The 17,150-nt window shown below is 68.0% G+C and carries 18 protein-coding genes and 1 other RNA gene; 14 read left to right on the top strand and 5 right to left on the bottom strand.

Annotated elements, in window-relative coordinates; all coding sequences use genetic code 11:
* Positions 1–74 precede the first annotated feature (74 nt).
* From AAIB33_RS08020 to AAIB33_RS08000, 5 genes are all read left to right on the top strand, one after another.
* On the top strand, positions 75–494 hold the full coding sequence (locus AAIB33_RS08020; RefSeq protein ID WP_345803016.1) for a TadE/TadG family type IV pilus assembly protein: 420 nt from the start codon (positions 75–77) through the stop codon (positions 492–494).
* A complete protein-coding gene (locus AAIB33_RS08015; protein WP_345803015.1) occupies positions 469–948 on the top strand; it encodes a TadE family protein in 480 nt (159 codons plus the stop codon). Before AAIB33_RS08020 ends, AAIB33_RS08015 begins: the two co-directional genes overlap by 26 nt.
* Positions 945–1,379 (top strand): pilus assembly protein TadG-related protein, encoded by a 435-nt coding sequence (locus AAIB33_RS08010; protein ID WP_345803014.1) that lies wholly within the window; start codon positions 945–947, stop codon positions 1,377–1,379. The genes AAIB33_RS08015 and AAIB33_RS08010 overlap by 4 nt, the downstream gene beginning before the upstream one ends.
* Positions 1,380–1,491: 112 nt before the next feature.
* Complete coding sequence (locus AAIB33_RS08005; RefSeq protein ID WP_345803013.1) at positions 1,492–1,719, top strand: hypothetical protein; 228 nt, start codon at positions 1,492–1,494, stop codon at positions 1,717–1,719.
* Between the two features lie 155 nt (positions 1,720–1,874).
* On the top strand, positions 1,875–2,378 hold the full coding sequence (locus AAIB33_RS08000; protein WP_345803012.1) for a hypothetical protein: 504 nt from the start codon (positions 1,875–1,877) through the stop codon (positions 2,376–2,378).
* Positions 2,379–2,461: 83 nt separating this feature from the next.
* On the opposite strand, the gene AAIB33_RS07995 is transcribed toward AAIB33_RS08000, so the two are convergent.
* Positions 2,462–3,748 (bottom strand): MFS transporter, encoded by a 1,287-nt coding sequence (locus AAIB33_RS07995; RefSeq protein WP_345803011.1) that lies wholly within the window; start codon positions 3,746–3,748, stop codon positions 2,462–2,464.
* Positions 3,749–3,773: 25 nt separating this feature from the next.
* On the opposite strand from AAIB33_RS07995, the gene prfB reads away from it, so the two are divergent.
* The 4 genes from prfB (at position 3,774) to smpB (ending at position 7,487) form a co-directional block, all read left to right on the top strand.
* A complete protein-coding gene (gene prfB, locus AAIB33_RS07990; RefSeq protein WP_345803010.1) occupies positions 3,774–4,886 on the top strand; it encodes a peptide chain release factor 2 in 1,113 nt (370 codons plus the stop codon).
* Between the two features lie 70 nt (positions 4,887–4,956).
* The gene (gene ftsE / locus AAIB33_RS07985; protein WP_345803009.1) at positions 4,957–6,051 is read left to right on the top strand and encodes a cell division ATP-binding protein FtsE; all 1,095 of its coding nucleotides are present in this window, start codon (positions 4,957–4,959) and stop codon (positions 6,049–6,051) included.
* Positions 6,048–6,962: a permease-like cell division protein FtsX gene (gene ftsX, locus AAIB33_RS07980; protein ID WP_345803008.1), complete on the top strand. Its 915-nt coding sequence runs from the start codon at positions 6,048–6,050 to the stop codon at positions 6,960–6,962. The genes ftsE and ftsX overlap by 4 nt, the downstream gene beginning before the upstream one ends.
* Positions 6,963–7,010: 48 nt before the next feature.
* A complete protein-coding gene (smpB, locus tag AAIB33_RS07975) occupies positions 7,011–7,487 on the top strand; it encodes an SsrA-binding protein SmpB (RefSeq protein ID WP_345803007.1) in 477 nt (158 codons plus the stop codon).
* Between the two features lie 16 nt (positions 7,488–7,503).
* On the opposite strand, the gene AAIB33_RS07970 is transcribed toward smpB, so the two are convergent.
* Positions 7,504–8,169: an SIMPL domain-containing protein gene (locus AAIB33_RS07970; protein WP_345803006.1), complete on the bottom strand. Its 666-nt coding sequence runs from the start codon at positions 8,167–8,169 to the stop codon at positions 7,504–7,506.
* A gap of 46 nt (positions 8,170–8,215) precedes the next feature.
* On the bottom strand, positions 8,216–8,725 hold the full coding sequence (locus AAIB33_RS07965; protein WP_345803005.1) for a DUF2231 domain-containing protein: 510 nt from the start codon (positions 8,723–8,725) through the stop codon (positions 8,216–8,218).
* Positions 8,726–8,936: 211 nt separating this feature from the next.
* On the opposite strand from AAIB33_RS07965, the gene ssrA reads away from it, so the two are divergent.
* Positions 8,937–9,307, top strand: a transfer-messenger RNA (tmRNA) gene (gene ssrA / locus AAIB33_RS07960).
* Between the two features lie 210 nt (positions 9,308–9,517).
* On the opposite strand, the gene AAIB33_RS07955 is transcribed toward ssrA, so the two are convergent.
* Together AAIB33_RS07955 and AAIB33_RS07950 are read right to left on the bottom strand one after the other, a co-directional pair.
* Positions 9,518–10,684, bottom strand: coding sequence for a tyrosine-type recombinase/integrase (locus AAIB33_RS07955; protein ID WP_345803004.1), 1,167 nt, complete (start codon positions 10,682–10,684; stop codon positions 9,518–9,520).
* 220 nt (positions 10,685–10,904) lie between these two features.
* Complete coding sequence (locus AAIB33_RS07950; protein ID WP_345803003.1) at positions 10,905–12,359, bottom strand: MFS transporter; 1,455 nt, start codon at positions 12,357–12,359, stop codon at positions 10,905–10,907.
* 157 nt (positions 12,360–12,516) lie between these two features.
* Between AAIB33_RS07950 and AAIB33_RS07945 the strand changes: the two genes are divergently transcribed.
* From AAIB33_RS07945 to AAIB33_RS07930, 4 genes are all read left to right on the top strand, one after another.
* Positions 12,517–13,713: an alpha/beta hydrolase gene (locus AAIB33_RS07945; protein ID WP_345803002.1), complete on the top strand. Its 1,197-nt coding sequence runs from the start codon at positions 12,517–12,519 to the stop codon at positions 13,711–13,713.
* 103 nt (positions 13,714–13,816) lie between these two features.
* Complete coding sequence (locus AAIB33_RS07940) at positions 13,817–14,782, top strand: alpha/beta hydrolase (protein WP_345803001.1); 966 nt, start codon at positions 13,817–13,819, stop codon at positions 14,780–14,782.
* Positions 14,779–16,416, top strand: coding sequence for a CocE/NonD family hydrolase (locus AAIB33_RS07935; protein WP_345803000.1), 1,638 nt, complete (start codon positions 14,779–14,781; stop codon positions 16,414–16,416). The genes AAIB33_RS07940 and AAIB33_RS07935 overlap by 4 nt, the downstream gene beginning before the upstream one ends.
* Positions 16,417–16,454: 38 nt before the next feature.
* Positions 16,455–17,129 carry an SDR family NAD(P)-dependent oxidoreductase gene (locus AAIB33_RS07930; RefSeq protein ID WP_345802999.1) on the top strand — a complete coding sequence of 225 codons (675 nt, stop codon included), beginning with the start codon at positions 16,455–16,457 and terminating at the stop codon, positions 17,127–17,129.
* Positions 17,130–17,150 lie beyond the last annotated feature (21 nt).

Here is a 17,150-nt window from a genome sequence, read left to right as displayed (position 1 = left end):
CTGGGCCCTCGCCGGCCCCGCGCTCGCCGACCTCTTCCAGCAGGCGATCGAGCGCGTGTCGGGCTTCTGACGCGATGCTCCGCGCCGTCCGCCTGCGAGAGCGGCTGCGCGCCGTCCTCGACGACGAGAGCGGCGCGAGTCCGGTCGAGTTCGTGCTCGTCGGCACCCTACTGACGGTCCTCACGCTCGGCGTGCTGCAGCTCGGCCTCACGATCTACGTCCGCAACGTCATCCACGACGCCGCAGTCGAGGGAGCCTTCTACGCGGCGCTGGCCGACACGTCGCTGCAGGAGGGCGCTGCGCGCACGACCGAGATCGTCGCGCGCACGGTGGGCGCGGCCTACGCGTCCGACGTCGACGTGCACGAGACCTCGGCGCTCGGACACCCCGCTGTCGAGGTCACGGTGCGCGCCCCGTTCCCGCTCGTCGGGCTGCTCGGCGCGCCGCGCCTGCTGGAGGTGAGCGCCCATGCGCCGCTCGAGTCCCTCGACTGACGCGGACGCCGCGGACGCCGAGGACGGCGAGCGCGGCTCCGCGGCGCTGGAATTCATCCTCGTCGGGATGCTCCTGCTCGTGCCGCTCGTCTACCTCGTCGTGACGCTCGGTCTCATTCAGGGCCAGGCGCTCGGCGCAGATGCCGGAGCGCGCCACATCGCTCGCGCGATATCCACGGCGACTGATGAGTCCGACGCTCGCGACCGCATCCACGACGTGCTCGCGTCGGTCGTCGACGAGTACGGGATGGATGCCGCAACCGTCGACCTGGACCTCCGCTGCCACCCGACCGGGGCGGTGTGCCCCGAGCCGGGCGCCACTCTCGTCGTGACGCTGCGCACCCGCATCCCGCTCCCGCTCGTGCCGCCCGTCTTCGGACTCGACGGCCTGGCGAGCATTCCGGTCGAGGCGACGTCGGCGCAGAAGGTGTCGCGGTTCTGGGGTGTCGAGTGAGGGCGCTCCGGCGTGGGTTCTCCGCCGCGGCCGCGGACGACGAGGGCAGCGTCCTGATCCTCACGCTCGGCTACGCCGTGCTGGCGATCGTCGCGATCCTCGTGTGCGTCGACGCGACAAGCCTCTACCTTGCGCAGAAGCGCCTCGACGGCATCGCCGATGCGGCGGCCCTCGCCGGCGCAGACGGCTTCACCCTGGCGGTCGTCGATGACCAGCCGCGAGCCGAGCTCACCGATGCCGGGGTGCACGATCAGGCGGCGGCGCTGACGGGCCAGATCGGCGGGACGACGCTCGTGTCGGCAGATACGCCCGACGGGGTCTCGGCGCGGGTCACGGTCGCGGGGACGTGGCATCCACCGGTCCTCACGCTGTTCGTCCCCGACGGTCTCGCGCTGCAGGCGACGGCGACAAGCAGGACCGCGTTGCGCTGACACCTACCTCCGCGCCGGCGAATATGGGGAGGACCCCCGATGTCGCGCCCGGTGCCGCAGACGGACCATGGATCCGATCCGGTCGCACCGGCCGGACGGAACGGGATCCATCATGAACACCTTCCTCGTCCAGCCCGGCACCGAGGGCGTCGTCGTCCCCCAGACCCGCGTCGTCGAGCTCGGGCGCGTGCTGCGGGAGCGGCTCGCGGCGCTGCGGCGGCCGCGTCCCGCGATGACCCACGACGCGCTCGTGCTGCACCTCAGGAACGAGCGCACGCGTGACGTGCTCCGCCTCGAACGCGACTTGTCCGGCGTGGGCATCGGCCGTCCGGTCCTCTAGGGGCGATGTGATCAAAGCGCGCGAACCCTCCGTGATCCGGGTCGAGCTTCTCCGCCGCAGGCGGAGTCCGGCTTGGTTGCGTGTCGCATCGCGCTCCTCCACAGGTTGACCCTGCCGAGCGAGCCCTCTCTCAGCCGCGCCCTATCCTTCATCTCATGCCGAAGGCTTTCCCACCCACCGCGCTCACTCGCCTGATGCTCGCCGTCGGGCTCGTCGTGATCGCCGCGGGATGCGGGGGCTGCACCGCCGCGGGCGGATCGACGTCGAAGACGGTCGCGGCCACGCACGCCGACGCAGCCGTGGATTCCACCGATGGCGAGGCGGCAGTCACAGACGCCGAGTCATGCGAGGCAATGGGGGACGTGCTCACGATCCTGCACAACGCCATGGTGGGTCTGCACGAGGGGCGGATGAGCCAGCAGGAGTACGACGGGTGGATGCGGCTGGGCACGCGCGTGCTCGATCGGGTGCCCACCACCGGGGACGGCGCGGTGAGCGACGCGATCGCGGCGATGAAGGATGCCGCTCCTGTCATCCGACAGGGTGCGATGGGAAGAACAGCCCTCGGATCTCCCGAGTGGAACAGTGGGCCAGGCCTTGCGCAGGCCTGCGATGAGGCGGGCTACCCGCTCGCCGCCGAAGGCTTCATCGGTGGCTGATTCACGCCGACTCTCTCTTCCGCGCGCTCGACCACGATCACCCCAAGCGCTCGCCGCGAATCACGGGACAACGTCCCTGGACGTCACATCTCGACGTCGCGGATGCGCGGGTGCGGCACGAAGCGCGGCACGAACATCGCGAACAGCGCCGCGCCGCCGAAGCCGATGAGCCCCATGAGCCCCGTCGCGACGGCGAGGGTCGAGATCGCCGCGATGCCCGACACGAGGAGAGGCGCGACGGCGCCGCCCGCGTCGGTCAGCGTCCGCCACGACCCGAGGAAGGGCGCGGGGTCGGCTTTCGGGGCGACATCGGCGCCGAGGGTGAGCAGGATGCCGCTCGACAGTCCGTTCCCGACGCCGAGCACCGCGCCGAACATCGCGAACCACATCGCGGCCGAGTCGAGGTCGTGCGTGAAGGCGAGCGCGAAGAAGCCGGCGCCCATGAGCACCATGGCCGGAAGCGCGGCCCACAGTCGTCCGAAGCGATCCATGACCTGGCCGCTCGCGTAGAAGAGCGCGAAGTCGATCGCCCCCGAGATGCCGACCACGAGTGCGATCGTCTGCGCGTCGAGGCCGATCGAGACGCCCCACAGCGGCAGGACGACCTGTCGCGCCGACCGGACCGCCGAGAGCGTCGCCGCAGCGACGCCGAGACGCGCGAGCACGCGGCGGTAGCGCCACATGGTGCGGAAGACGCCGACCCGCTCCATCGTCGGGATCGCGCCCGACACCGGCTCGCCGGTGTCCTCCGCGGGAACCCGCTCCTCCGGGGCGGCGAGCTGCTTCTCGGGATCGGGGCCGAGCAGCACGAGCAGGACGCAGGCCACGAGGCATGCCCCGAAGAACCAGATGGTGGAGCGCTCATCGCCGAAGATCGCGAGGAGACCCGCCGCTATGAAAGGGCCGATGAACATGCCGAGGCGGAACGTGCCGCCCAGGAGCGACAGGGCGCGTGCGCGGAACGAGAGCGGCACGCGTGTCGTCATGAACGAGTGGCGCGCAAGGCCGAAGGCGGCGGCGCAGAAGCCGATGAGGAAGACGGATGCCGCGAACACGCCGAGCACGGGGGCCAGTGCGAGCGCGACGACCCCGACCAGCGCGATGCCGCCTGCGATGGCCATCGTGAGCCGCTCGCCGATGCGGGCCACCGCCCAGCCGGCGGGGATGTTGCCGCAGAGCTGACCCACGACGAGCGCCGACGCGACGAGGGCTGCACCAGGGACGTCGGCGCCCAGCTGGGCGGCGATGACGGGGATGAGCGGAATGACCGCGCCCTCGCCGAGGGCGAAGAGCACCGTCGGGCCGTAGATCATCGGGCCGAACCGCCACAGCACAGCCCTCGCGTCGGCGGGCTCGGTGCTGTCGGACATCGCTTCCACGTTAGTCTGGACTGTCATGCTCGACTTCGATCCGTCCGCCGATATCCAGGCCCTGCGCTCCACGTTCGCCGACATCAAGGCGGTGGTGGACGTCGAGGGCCTGAACGCCGCGATCGCGCGACTCAGCGAGGAGGCGGGCGCCCCCGATCTGTGGGACGACGTCGAGAAGGCGCAGAAGGTCACGAGCGCCCTCAGCCACCGTCAGGCCGAGCTCAAGCGCATCACCGACGTCGAGCAGCGCCTCGATGATCTCGACGTCCTCGTCGAACTCGCCAATGAGATGGACGACGAGGACTCCGCCGAGGAGGCGCGGCACGAGATCGCCGAACTCGAGGACGTCATCGGCGAGCTCGAGGTGCAGACGCTCCTCGACGGGGAGTACGACGAGCGCTCCGCCGTCGTGACGATCCGGTCGGGCGCCGGCGGCGACGACGCGACCGACTTCGCCGAGATGCTCCTGCGCATGTACCTGCGCTGGGCCGAGCGTCACAAGTACCCGGTGAAGGTCATGGACACCTCCTACGCGGAGGGTGCCGGCATCAAGTCGGCCACGTTCGAGATCGACGCCCCCTACGCCTACGGCACGCTTTCGGTCGAGGCCGGCACCCATCGCCTCGCGCGCATCAGCCCATTCGGGTCGGCCGACAAGCGCCAGACGTCGTTCGCCGCGGTCGAGGTCATCCCCGTCATGGAGGAGGCCAAGGAGGTCGACATCCCCGAGGGCGACATCCGGGTGGACGTCTTCCGCTCCTCCGGACCCGGCGGTCAGTCGGTCAACACGACCGACTCCGCCGTGCGCCTCACGCACCTCCCGACCGGCATCGTCGTCTCCATGCAGAACGAGAAGTCGCAGATCCAGAACCGCGCCGCCGCCATGCGCGTGCTCCAGACGCGCCTCATGCTGCTGCAGCGCGAGGAGGAGGCGGCCAAGAAGAAGGAGCTCGCCGGCGTCATCACGGCGAGCTGGGGCGACCAGATGCGCTCCTACTTCCTGTACGGCCAGCAGCTCGTGAAGGACCTCCGGACCGGCTACGAGGTCGGCAACCCGGCGGTCGTCTTCGACGGCGACCTCGACGGGTTCATCTCGGCCGGCATCCGGTGGCGCAAGCGCAAGGACGAGGACGACTGATCCCTCCGGGACGGTCTCTCCGGGTGTCGCTGGGACGCCTGACACGCGACGCGCTTAGGCTCGTTGAGCCATGATCCGGTTCGAAAACGTCACGAAGCGCTTTCGCGGCACCGCGAAACCCGCCCTGCACAATGTCGATTTCGAGGTGACGCGAGGAGAGTTCCTCTTCCTCGTCGGACCTTCCGGATCGGGCAAGTCGTCCTGCCTTCGGCTCATCCTCCGCGAGGAGACGCCGTCGGACGGTCGCGTCGTCGTGCTGGGCCGCGACCTCAAGACGCTGCCGAGCCGCAAGGTGCCGTACTTCCGACGCCACATCGGCGCCGTGTTCCAGGACTTCCGGCTGCTGCCGACCAAGACCGTCTTCCAGAACGTCGCCTTCACGCTGCAGGTGATCGGGTCGTCGAACGCCTTCGTGCAGCAGGCCGTGCCCGAGGTGCTCGCGCTCGTCGGGCTCAAGGGCAAGGAGAAGCGGTTCCCGCACGAGCTCTCGGGCGGGGAGCAGCAGCGCGTCGCGATCGCGCGTGCGCTCGTGAACCGCCCGCAGGTGCTGCTCGCCGACGAGCCGACGGGAAACCTCGACCCCGCGACGTCCGTCGACATCATGCAGCTGCTCGCGCGAATCAACGCGGGCGGCACGACCGTCGTCATGGCCACCCACGAGGCGGGCTTCGTCGACCAGATGCAGCGCCGTGTCATCGAGCTCGCCAACGGCGAGATGGTGCGTGACGAGCGCCACGGCGGGTACGGCGACACGTCGAGCCTGCCGAGCCTCGCGCCGGAGCCGGAGAAGGGCGCCGCGGCCGTGGCCGCCCTCACGGCGGTGCTCGAGCTGCATCGCGAGATCGTCGAAACGGGCACCGTGGATTCGGAGGCGGTGGATGCCGCGGTCGCAGCGGCCGCCGCATCCGCGGAGCGAGCGATCGAGCCGGATGCCGCGCCCGATGTCGCCGAGGCCGCCGAAGCCGCGATCGCGGAGTCGGCCGAGGCCCTCGCCGAGGCATCCAGCGGCGATCCTGTCGTCGAGGAGCCGTCCCGACCGCGGACCGCGCCCATTCCGATCGCGGAAGAGCTCGAGCTGGATGTCGCGGAGCTCGGCCTTGCCGACCGGCTCGGCCTCGGGCACGGTGCCGGTGATCCCCACGACGAAGTGGGGCCGACCTCGTGAGGCTCGGACTCGTGCTCGGCGAGGCGATGACGGGCCTCCGCCGCAACGCATCCATGGTCATCTCTGTCGTGCTCGTGACGTTCGTGTCGCTCACGTTCGTCGGCGCCGCGATCCTCATGCAGATGCAGATCGGCACGATGCGCGACTTCTGGGTCGACCGCGCACAGGTGGCGATCTACATGTGCACGTCGGTGTCGCAGACCGCCGAGTGCACGGGAGGCGCGGCGACCCAGGAGCAGATCGACGAGGTGAAGTCGAAGCTCGAGGGCGATGCCCTGGCGCCGCTCATCCGGACGTATCAGTTCGTCGACCACGATCAGGCGTATCAGGAGCTCCTCGACCTCGTCGGCGCGGAGGCCGCGAGCGTCGTGACGCCCGAGCAGGTCAACCAGACCTTCCGGGTGAACCTCGTCGACCAGACGCAGTCCGATGTCATCATCGAGGCGTTCCGCGGCATGCAGGGTGTCGAAGAGGTCAAGGATCAGCTCCAGTACCTCGAGCCCCTGTTCTCGGCGCTCACGGTGGCGACCTACATCGCCGTGGGAATCGCCGCGCTCATGCTGATCGCCGCCGTGCTGCTGATCGCGACGACGATCCGGCTCTCCGCCTACGCACGCCGACGCGAGCTCGGCATCATGCGGCTGGTCGGCGCATCCAACGGGTTCATCCAGACGCCGTTCATCCTCGAGGGCGTTCTCGCGGCGCTGCTGGGGTCGATCCTGGCCAGCGGTGCCGTGCTCCTCGGTGTGCAGTTCGGCGTCAACCAGTACCTGCGCACCCGTGTGGATTTCGTGACGACGTGGATCGGGCTGCCCGAGGCGTGGACGGTCGTGCCGATCCTCATCGTGATCGGCATCGCGCTCGCGGCGGTGTCGGCCGGCTTCGCGATCCGCCGGTGGCTCCGGGCCTGAGATAGACTGGCGGGCCGTCCAGCCAGCTCAGGAATCGAAGGAATCGTCATGCCCAGGGAACGCGGTGAGAAGGTCGTCGCGACCAACCGTCGCGCGCGCCACGAGTACGCCATCGAGAAGACGTACGAGGCGGGGCTCGTCCTGACGGGCACGGAGGTGAAGTCGCTCCGTCAGGGACGCGCGAACCTCTCCGACGGCTATGCGTACATCGATGGGGGAGAGGCGTACCTCGACGCCGTCAACATCCCGGAGTACTCGCAGGGTCACTGGACGAACCACTCCGCCAAGCGCACCCGCAAGCTGCTGCTGCACAAGGAGGAGATCGTGAAGCTCTCGCACGCCATCTCGGCGGGCGGCTACACGCTCATCCCTCTGAAGCTCTACTTCTCCGACGGGCGCGCCAAGGTGGAGATCGCGGTGGCGAAGGGCAAGCGCGAGTTCGAGAAGCGCCAGACGATCCGCGAGCGCGAAGACAAGCGCGAAGCCGAGCGTGCCATGCGCAGCCGCAACCGCCTGGGCGACTGATCAGACGCGCCGACGATCACCGCGCGGAGAAGCGCGCCTCGACGGCCGCGGAGACGATGATGTCCTCCGGCTGGAGCTCGACACCGGGGGCTCCACCCGCATCCGCCGCGAACGAAGCCTTCATCATCCGCGCCATGGGCGCCGGCGAGGGGTCGTCCCGCGAAAGCAGGCCGACGTCGGCGATCTCGAGCGGCGTCACCGAACCGAGTCCGATCGCGCGGGCGTAGGCCGTCGCACGGTCGACCGCCACCCGCACGGCCTCCGCCGCGACGTCAGCCTCGGCCTGCTTCGCCGTGGTTCGGGTCAGCTGCCAGTCGATGCCGTCGACCTGCACGCCGTCCCGCTCGGCGATCTCGGTGATCCACCAGGACAGCCCGGCGAAGTCCGTGAAGACGGCCGAGAACTCCACCGACGCGTAGTGCACGAGGGCGAGCTGCTTGCCGTCCGAGCTCCAGGGGCGGTTCGCCCACACGGCGACGCGCTGGCTGGACCACTCGCGCACGCCGCCCTGCTGCTTGCGGGTCCCGAGATCGGTGCGCAGGGGCTCGGCCAGGGCGGAGATCCGCTCGACGACGCCGCCGCGCTCGGGACCCTCTGCCCGCACCGAGAGCCGCACCACTCCCTCTTCGGGGGCGACTCGCGCCTCGTGCTCGCCGCGGACCGTGATGACGACATCGCTCATGACCGCGACTCTACGCGAGGCCACCGAGCGACCGGCATCCGCCCCCTCAGCGGAAGCCGTCGACCTGCGTCCGCTCGTCGGCGACCCGCACACCGTAGTGGTACGCGAGCTTGCCGCCGAGCCAGCCGGACACCCCGAGGGCGGCCAGGCCGACGATGCTGAGGATGAATCCGGCGACGCTCACTTCATCCTGCTCGTCGGAGGCGAGGCGAACGATGAGGTCGATCAGGAAGATCACGACGACGCCGAGATTGAGCGACATGTGTATGGTCGCGGTCCGTCGTGCGGGAGTGTTGCGCGCGATGCCGAGGTAGTCGATGAATCCCCACACGGCGGCGAGCACGGCTCCCACGAGACCGATGATGATGAGGATCCGGCTCGCGACCACATACGGCTCCGCGTCGTCGGAGACGAGCCCGATGATGTCGAACACGAGGCTCGAGACCCATGCGCCGATCGGGATCGTGACGAGGATCGGGTGGAACGGATGCCCGTACGGGCCGGCGATGGCTGAGCGGGGACGCTTCGCGTGGCGCAGTGCGCTGTCCTGTGACATGTCGAACCTCTCTTCAGGGGAGTGGCTCAGCACACCACCGCGGACGGCGGTGGAGCAGGGGGATTGACAGGAGGAAGAGTCGTGCGGGAATGCGTCGTGTCGGCGTTCCGTTGTATTCTGGAGTGCTCGGGTGCGCAGCATCCCGAACATGACAACTCCACAGCGTGACAGCGGCCGCTTCTGACGAAGCACCACCTCGACACGAGGGCACGGGGATGATCGGTTTCGACATCGCCTGCGAATCTGCGTGAAGCGGGCCGAGGATGCAGGGTTATCTCGTGAACGCTCCCTGCAAACCAATAACTGCCGAACAGAAGCAGTCCGCGTTCGCCCTCGCTGCCTGAGCAGCGAGCCCGACGCCGTCAATCCGTGACTGATCCCGTCACGGGTATTGGCGTCATCTAGGGATCTTGCTGCGTGACGACGCCTGAGCGTCACGCGGGACTCTTTTCAGGCTGGGCCCGTCGACTTAGGTGTCTGTGACAAAGGTCGGGGCCGAGTAGAACGCCTCTACAGACTGCGCCCGGAGAATCCGCCGTTACTCAGCGATGGACGGGGGTTCGATTCCCCCCATCTCCACTCAGCCGTTGTCACGAATGAGGGCCAACTCCCGCGGAATTCCGCGGGAGTTGGACCTCTTTTCAGTTATGAGCTATTCACCGGTTCTCAAATCGCCCACAAATCGCCCACATACGTCTGGCGTATATAGGTCGAAAAGCGTGTCCAAGAGTCGCTAGTTGCAGGTTCGGGCGCCGTCGGTCGTTGAGCGAGCGCAGCGAGACGAAACGCCCGTCAGGTCTCCCAGAGCCGCGCGACGTTTGCGTTGAGTCCACCTTGATTCATCCGCTCCGCCACGTCGGCGAGGTCGTCGTCGAACAGATCGGCGTACGTGTCGAGGGTCATCGCGGCCGACTTGTGCCCCAGCATTCGCTGCACGGCCTTGACGTTCGCGCCGGACGAGATCGCGAGGCTCGCGGCCGTGTGACGAAGGTCGTGCGGCGTCAGCCGCTCGATGTCAGCGAGGTCGAGCGCCAGAGTGAACCAGGAGTTCACGCCATTCTGCGTCTTCGCTCGGCGAAGGTGCTTGCCCTGCAGGTCGGTGAAGACGAGATCGTCGGCGCGCTTTCCGCGACATAGCTTCTTGAGTGGGTCCTCGAGAAACGCGGGGAAGGGCACAAGGCGCCGCTCCCAATTCTTCGGCGTGCCGAGCACGATCTTGCCCTCGACCTCCACGGCGGCCCGTTGCACCTGGATCCGATGCCTCGGGAAGATGATGTCGCTCACGTGCATCCCGATCGCCTCGCTCCAACGCAGACCGCAGTACGACAGCACGAGGATCAGCGTCTTGTGCGTGTCGTTGTTGGTTGCCTCCGCGAGTCGGACCACCTCTGCATGCGTCAGGTAGCGACGTGGCTTCTGCGACTGCTTCGGAGGGAGGTTCTGAGCGCCGCGGGCAACATTGCGGGAGATGCGTCCGTCGCGCACCGCCGTGTCAAGAATCCCCGCGAGCACGCCCAGCGCGCGGTAGACGACGCTCGCCGACCGTGGGCTCGCGCCAGCCTTCTCGCTCTTCGTCCGGTTCGTCTTCGCGGTGCCCTCGGACAGCTCACGAATCCACTCTTCGACGTGGGAGGCTCGGATATCGCCGATGCGGACGTCACCCCAGCGGGGAAGGACGTAGACCCGCCAGGCGGTGTTCAGCGAGCTGAACGACGAGGGCTTGAGCGCATGCTCCTTGTTGCGCAGCCACTCGACGCCCAGAGGACCCACAGTGACGCGCGCCTCGCCCGGATCGATGTACGAACCGGTCGATCGAGAAACCTCGGTGTTTGCAAGGTAGAGCTCGGCCGCCTTCTTGGTGCGGAAGCCCTTCTTCTCGACCTGCTTCTGCTTGTCATCGCGCCAGCGCGCCCGGTAGCGCCTGCCGGACGCGATCTCGTACGCCTCGATGCTTCCCATGGGTCACCTCGGCGTCAGGGTAGCTCCGACCGGCGACACTCGCGTCATTGTCGCCGGACCGCCAGCGCGTCTTGTGGATAACTGTCGCTCGATGAACCTGGCCGTGGAACGCGCCCTCGTCGAGTGGAGACCGTGCAAGAAAGAGATCGCGGCCGATCGCGAGCATCCGTCGCCGTGGACCAACCCCACGGCAGCCGGACTTGCTCTCAGACGCGGCTTCTCAGCCGAGGCGTGCCTGCGCGTCCTCGATCGTGATCTCGCCCGAGTTCGCGGCGGCCATCGTGGCGATGTCGCGACGGCGGATCTTCACGAAGAAGAAGAAGATGCAGGTGATGGCCAGGCCGATCGTGGGGTAAAGGTGGCTGACGTCCCACAGGCCCTGGATCGCCGCGTCGGTCTGGAGGGCGACGCCGTCGGCCTTCATCTCGGCCAGCTCTTCGAAGCTGCCCGCCTCGACGCTGACGAAGCCGTACGCGGCGAGGATCAGCAGTGAAAGAGAGGAGACAACGCTCGTACCGAACTTGTTCGCGAAGCCGTACGACGCCCACACCATCGCGGTGTGATCGGTTCCCGTGCGGAAACGCCCGGTTTCAGCGATGTCAGGGAGCAGCATCTGCGTCGCGAGCAGGATGAGGATGAGGCAGGTTCCCTTCACGGCCTCGAGTGCGATGAACAGACCGAGATTCGCGGGAGCACCTTCGACGCCCATGCTGTACAGCCCGATGCCTGCGGCGACGCCGACGATCCCCGCGACGCGAATCGCGACGACTTTGTCGACGCGCTTGAACAGCGGCGGGAGCAGCGGAATCAGCAGCAGGGTCGGCACGATCGCGATGAGACCGATGAGCGATGCGAGCGCGGCGTTGTCGAAGATGTAGAACCCGATGAACAGCGAGTACGCGCCGCCCGTTGCAGTCAGTCCCAGCACCAGGATGGCGAGAACGAGGAAGAGGAGTTCGGGCGTCGAGCGCAGAAACCGCAGCATCTGACGGAAGCCGTGCTCCGCCTCGGCTTCGGCCTCGTCGGGCTCGGGTTCTGTGATGGCGATGTTGCGTTCCTTCAGGGCGAACATCGCGGGAATCGCGAGGAGCACACCCCAGAAGGCGAACAGGATGGCGGAGCCGGCGTAGCCCCAGCTGCCCGCGATCAGCAGGGTCCCGAGGATGAGGACGGGCAGATTGCTGACGATCTGCCCCAGCGCGCTGTACGACTGGAGCGTGGTGCGCTCGTTGTTGTCGCTGGTGAGGGTGTTCAGCATCGCGCCATAGGGCGTGGACGACAGCGTGTAGGCGAAGTCGTACAGCATGTAGCCGATCGCGTACTGGACGATGCGGAGCCAGATCGGCGCATCGGTGTTGACTGTGAAGGTCGTGATCATCGCGATCGGCAGGATGAACGCCGCGATGCGGTACCAGGGCAGGTAGCGCCCGCGGAACAGCCAGCGGAGCACCGGATTCTTGCCTCCGTTGAGGCGCACGCGGTCGACGAGGTAGCCGAAGAGGAGATCGTTCGCCGCATCCCACACGCGCAGCACGAGCACCACGGCTGCAGAGATCGCCGGCGGGATGCCGATCATCAGCAGGTACGTGGCGAGGAACGCCGAGATGAAGAAGTGTGCGGTGAAGTGCGAACCGGAACCGATGATGTAGGCGAGACGCTCGCCCATCGGAACCATGCCGCGACGCTTCTTCTTCTCAGAAGTCGTTTCTGGGGCGTCGAGTTCAGTCGACATGAGAGGCTCACTTCCTCGTGATTCCGTGCTGACGCCAAGATGCGTCATCGAGGCAGGCTAGCATGAAAAGCGCCCAAGTGAGTGGTTTTTGAGGAGGGACATGAAAGCACGTCTTCTTCGCCCGTGGATCCCGCTGGTTCGCGCGGCATTGCTGGTGATCTCGGCCCCGATCGTCGCGCTCGCAGCAGTCCTCGGGGTCGGATCCGTCCTTCCGCGCATTCCGCGTCTCGGCACCCTCGGGTCGATGGGGTGGCCGACCTACATCGGTCCGGGTTTGCTGGTGAGTACTGTCGGCACCGGGCTCGCGGCTGTCGCGACGAGGCTGGGCAGCAAGAGGGTCGGCAGCGCCCTCACGATGACCGGCGCCGCAGCCACGGTGATGGCCGCGATGATCCTGTCCGATCAGGTGCGCTCCGCGCGTCGCGCGGGGGCGCACGTGCGCCCAGCCGTGTTCTCGATCACGCCCAGCCCGACGGCTCGCCCTGATCTGACGGAGAGCTATGCGGAGGCGCCTGACGGACGTCCCCTTCGGGTGGACGTCTATCTCCCGACGGCGCCTTCGCCCGCGGGCTCGCCCATCATGGTGTTCGTGCACGGGGGCGGATGGATCCAGGGCTCAACGGATGAGGCCTCAGCGGACCTTCGCTGGTTCGCCGACCAGGGGTACATCGTCGTCTCACCCGAGTACACGCTCGCCACCGCCGAGCAGCCCACCTGGGACATAGCGATGCCGCAGATCGCGACGGCTCTGGCATGGGCGGCGGATCGGGCAGTGGCGTGGGGCGGCGATCCCGACCGAATCGTCGCCTGGGGTGGCTCGGCCGGGGCGAACCTCGCGCTGGGCGCGACATACGCGGCAGCTGCGGGGCGCCTGACATCCGCGGATGGTCGCCGGGTTCCCCGCGTCCGCGCCGTCGCGGGCGAAGTGCCGGCTGTCGACCCGCGGTGGGTGTACGAGAATCGAGACGCAGTGTGGGGCAAGGTGACGCGCGGCATGGTTGCCACGTACATCGGCGGCCCCGCCGACCAGTATCCGGAGCGGCTCGAAGCGGTCAGGGTGAACTCGTATCTGACGGCGGATGCGCCACCGACGCTGCTGACCGCATGTTCGGGGGATCACCTGGTTCCGGCCGGCGGTGTGCGCCAGTTCGAAGACGAGGCTCGGCGAGCGGGTGTGGAGATCACCGTCCACTATCGGCGGTGGGGCGACCACCTCATCTCCGCGCGCTTCCACGGACTGCCGAACCAGACCATGCTGCGTCTCTACCTGACGCACTTCCGCGCTCATGGTGCGTGAGACCTGCACGCAGGTCGCTTGAGGCTTCATCTGGAGTGAATGACATCTGTGAAAACCACACAGTTGGGTGTGTTTCGGGTAGGATGGTCAAGGAAAGGACGTCATGGCAGACATCTACTTCGAACGAGTCCAGGCCGGCGCGGCCGCATGGGAGTCGACCAACCCCCTCGAGGGAGGGGATGCCGAGCTCATCATGAGCCTGCTCGCACCGCGAGAAGGCGAAGCCGAGTACATCGCACCTGAGGCATCCACGAGCGACCATACGATCCCCGTCGAAGGCGGTGAGTTCGGCATCCGCGTCTACCGCCCGTCCGTGCAGGCGACCGGTCGCCCGCTGCTGGTGTGGTGCCACGGCGGGTCGTTCTTCTCCGGCGACCTCGACATGCACGAGGCTGACGCCGTTGCCCGAGAGATCAGCAAGCGCGCCGATGCGGTCGTCGTCTCGGTCGACTACCGGCTGGCCCTCGGCATCCACTTCCCGGCATTGCACGACGATGTCGTCGCCGCATTCGACTGGGCGGTCGAGAACGCCGACGTGCTCGGCGCGGATCGCACCCGGATCAGCCTCGGCGGAGCCAGCGCAGGTGGAAACCTCGCCGCCGGTGCCGCGCTCGCGCTGCGAGACCGCGGCGAGCTCCGGGCGGCGTCGGCGCTCCTGCTGTATCCGATTCTGCATCCGGTGCTGCCCCAGCCCAGCGCTGAGCTTGCACCCAAGGTGGCCCGTCTCTCACCGATGCTGCAGCCGTCGATCGACCTCGTGGAGACGGTCGTCGAGAACTACCTGGGGATGCCGGCCGCAGAGGCCGTGCCGTACGCGATGCCCGGCGTGTCCGACGATCTCTCCGGCTTCCCGCGCACCCTGATCCTCAACAGTGAGTACGACGGCATGCGTGCATCGGCGGAAGCCTTCGCCGGGCAGCTCCGTGCGGCAGCCGTACACGTCACCGAGATCATCGAGCCCGGCGTATACCACGGGCACCTCGGCCGGGGCGGAGGAGCGCCCTTCCTACACTCGGTGCGGGTCATGGCCGACTGGATCAGCGCCGGAGGCGAGGCATCCCCCGCATGACCGACGCTGGGAAGCCGGTCCTGCCGCTGTGGACCCGGTGGCACGCACGCCGGGCGCGGCTGCCCAAGCCCACCGCATGGCGCGTGCGGCCCCTACGCATTCCGATGCGGGACGGAGTGACCCTCGGCGCCGATGTCTACGAGCCGACCGTGCCATCGAAGGGCGTACTACTGGCGGTGGGGCCGTACGGGCGCGGCTTCATCTACACCCTCGGTCTCGCCTGGGCGCTCGCCGGCCAGGGCTACACAGTCGTCTTCGCCTCGACGCGCGGAACTGCCGACTCCGGGGGCGAACTCGACCCGATGCGCACCGATGCGAACGACAGTCACGACATCGTCGCGTGGCTTCGCGACCAGTCGTGGTATCCGGGTCGCCTCGCCACCGTCGGCGGCTCGTACCTCGGCTTCACGCAGTGGGCGCTCCTCGCAGACCCTCCCGCCGACATCGCTGCCTCTGTCGTGGTCATGGGACCGCACGACTTCAGCCGGCACACGTGGGGGACCGGCTCGTTCCGCACCGACCTCATCGGCTGGAGCGGTGGCGTCGGCGGGCCGCCTGAGAGCCGGAACCCATTGCGCAGCATGAAGGTGCAGCGCGCATTCGATGAGGGCGCGAAGGCGGTCATCGATGCCGTTCCCTCGCTCACCGCAGCGAAGGCGTTCTTCACGGGCAGGCGCGCGTGGATGAACGACCGGATGTCCCGGCATGATCTGACCGACCCGTACTGGGCTCCGATGCAGTTCGAACGCGCCCTCGAGAACTCGACCACCCCGACGCTTCTCGTCGCCGGTTGGCAGGACATCTTCCTGCCGCAGACACTCGAGCAGTATCGGCGTCTTCGCGAGCGCGGTGTCGATGTCGCGCTGACGGCGGGTGCGTGGGTGCACGCCGATATCCTCCTGCGCGGCGGCACCACGATCGTGCGCGAAAGCGTGCAGTGGCTCGATACCCATCTCGCCGGTGCACCACTCGCGCGCACGTCTGCCGTGCGGGCGCAGATGAGCGACCGTAGGACGTGGCTCGAGCTCGCGGAATGGCCCCCGGCCAGCACACGCCCCGTCGGCTTGCATCTGCATCCGGGTGGTCGCCTCGACTCAGCGGTGCCGGCGACGGATGCCGCATCCGCGAGCTTCATCTATGACCCGCGGGATCCCACTCCGACGATCGGCGGCAACATCATCGCAAAGGGCGGGTATCTCGACGACTCGGCGTACGCGGAGCGCTCGGACCTTCTCGTCTACGATACCGATCCGCTCGATGATGACCTCACCGTGTTCGGCGCGCCCGTGCTCACGCTGGGCCACCGCAGCGAACGTGGAGATGCCGACCTGTTCGTGCGCGTGAGCGATGTCGATGCGAAGGGGCGCTCGACCGCGGTCTGCGAGACCTTCCTCCGCGTGGGGGCGGTCGGCACGTCGGTCGAACTCGTGCTCAACGACACCGCGCACCGGTTCGCCGCGGGGCACCGCATACGTCTGATCGTCGCGGGAGGCTCTTTCCCGCAGTACAGCCGAAACCCGGGCACGGGCGAGAATCCGCTCGCCGCCGAGACGCTTCATACCAACCGCCATACCGTGGAGCATGCGGGCGCCGCGTCGACGCTGCGCCTGCCTGTGGCATCCTCCCCGGAGTGATCCGCCGAGGCGCCACCGACATCAGAAGGAGCAACATCATGCGACGAGCGATCGTGACCGGCGGGGCCAGCGGCCTCGGGGCGGCAACGGCTGAACGACTTCGTGCAGATGGGGTCGAGGTGGTCACCGTCGACCGCGCAGAAGGCGGCGATGAGGTCGTCGACATCACGGATGCCGCGGCCGTGGCCGCGCTTGCCGAGCGCGTGGGCGACATCGACATCGTCATCAATTCGGCCGGAATCGTCGGTCCCAACATGCCGTTGCTCGACACGGAGCCCGACGCCTGGCGTCGCACGTTCGAGGTCAACGTGCTCGGCACCGTCGCGATGATGCAGGCGTTCGTGCCGGGGATGGTCGAACGCGGATGGGGACGCGTTGTCAACTTCGCGAGCATGGCGGGCAAGGACGGCAACCCGAACCTCAGCGTGTACTCCGCGACGAAGGCCGCCGTCATCGCACTCACGAAGTCGGCGGGTAAGGAGCTGGCGACGACAGGTGTCATCGTGAATGCGATCGCCCCGGCCGTGATCGCCACCCCGATGAACGACTCGACGGCACCGGAGGTGCTCGCTCACATCACGTCCCTCATCCCGATGAAGCGGGTGGGTGAGGCTCGGGAGGTGGCGGAGCTGGTGGCGTGGCTGGCATCGGACAAGGTGTCGTTCTCGACCGGTGCGGTGTATGACATCAGCGGCGGCCGGGCGACGTATTGACGGTCGGACCGAAGGGCGGAG

This window comes from Microbacterium sp. AZCO (assembly GCF_039614715.1).
In the GTDB taxonomy this organism is placed as follows: Bacteria; Actinomycetota; Actinomycetes; order Actinomycetales; family Microbacteriaceae; genus Microbacterium.
The sequence above is the reverse complement of the archived record's forward strand: the minus strand, read 5'-3'. Positions and strand labels throughout refer to the sequence as shown.

Coding starts and splice junctions, on each gene's coding strand:
- AAIB33_RS08020 (WP_345803016.1), top strand. CDS start 75: ATGCTCCGCGCCGTCCGCCTGCGAGAGCGGCTGCGCGCCGTCCTCGAC.
- AAIB33_RS08015 (WP_345803015.1), top strand. CDS start 469: ATGCGCCGCTCGAGTCCCTCGACTGACGCGGACGCCGCGGACGCCGAG.
- AAIB33_RS08005 (WP_345803013.1), top strand. CDS start 1,492: ATGAACACCTTCCTCGTCCAGCCCGGCACCGAGGGCGTCGTCGTCCCC.
- AAIB33_RS08000 (WP_345803012.1), top strand. CDS start 1,875: ATGCCGAAGGCTTTCCCACCCACCGCGCTCACTCGCCTGATGCTCGCC.
- AAIB33_RS07995 (WP_345803011.1), bottom strand. CDS start 3,748: ATGTCCGACAGCACCGAGCCCGCCGACGCGAGGGCTGTGCTGTGGCGG.
- prfB (WP_345803010.1), top strand. CDS start 3,774: ATGCTCGACTTCGATCCGTCCGCCGATATCCAGGCCCTGCGCTCCACG.
- ftsE (WP_345803009.1), top strand. CDS start 4,957: ATGATCCGGTTCGAAAACGTCACGAAGCGCTTTCGCGGCACCGCGAAA.
- smpB (WP_345803007.1), top strand. CDS start 7,011: ATGCCCAGGGAACGCGGTGAGAAGGTCGTCGCGACCAACCGTCGCGCG.
- AAIB33_RS07970 (WP_345803006.1), bottom strand. CDS start 8,169: ATGAGCGATGTCGTCATCACGGTCCGCGGCGAGCACGAGGCGCGAGTC.
- AAIB33_RS07965 (WP_345803005.1), bottom strand. CDS start 8,725: ATGTCACAGGACAGCGCACTGCGCCACGCGAAGCGTCCCCGCTCAGCC.
- AAIB33_RS07955 (WP_345803004.1), bottom strand. CDS start 10,684: ATGGGAAGCATCGAGGCGTACGAGATCGCGTCCGGCAGGCGCTACCGG.
- AAIB33_RS07950 (WP_345803003.1), bottom strand. CDS start 12,359: ATGGTTCCGATGGGCGAGCGTCTCGCCTACATCATCGGTTCCGGTTCG.
- AAIB33_RS07945 (WP_345803002.1), top strand. CDS start 12,517: ATGAAAGCACGTCTTCTTCGCCCGTGGATCCCGCTGGTTCGCGCGGCA.
- AAIB33_RS07940 (WP_345803001.1), top strand. CDS start 13,817: ATGGCAGACATCTACTTCGAACGAGTCCAGGCCGGCGCGGCCGCATGG.
- AAIB33_RS07935 (WP_345803000.1), top strand. CDS start 14,779: ATGACCGACGCTGGGAAGCCGGTCCTGCCGCTGTGGACCCGGTGGCAC.
- AAIB33_RS07930 (WP_345802999.1), top strand. CDS start 16,455: ATGCGACGAGCGATCGTGACCGGCGGGGCCAGCGGCCTCGGGGCGGCA.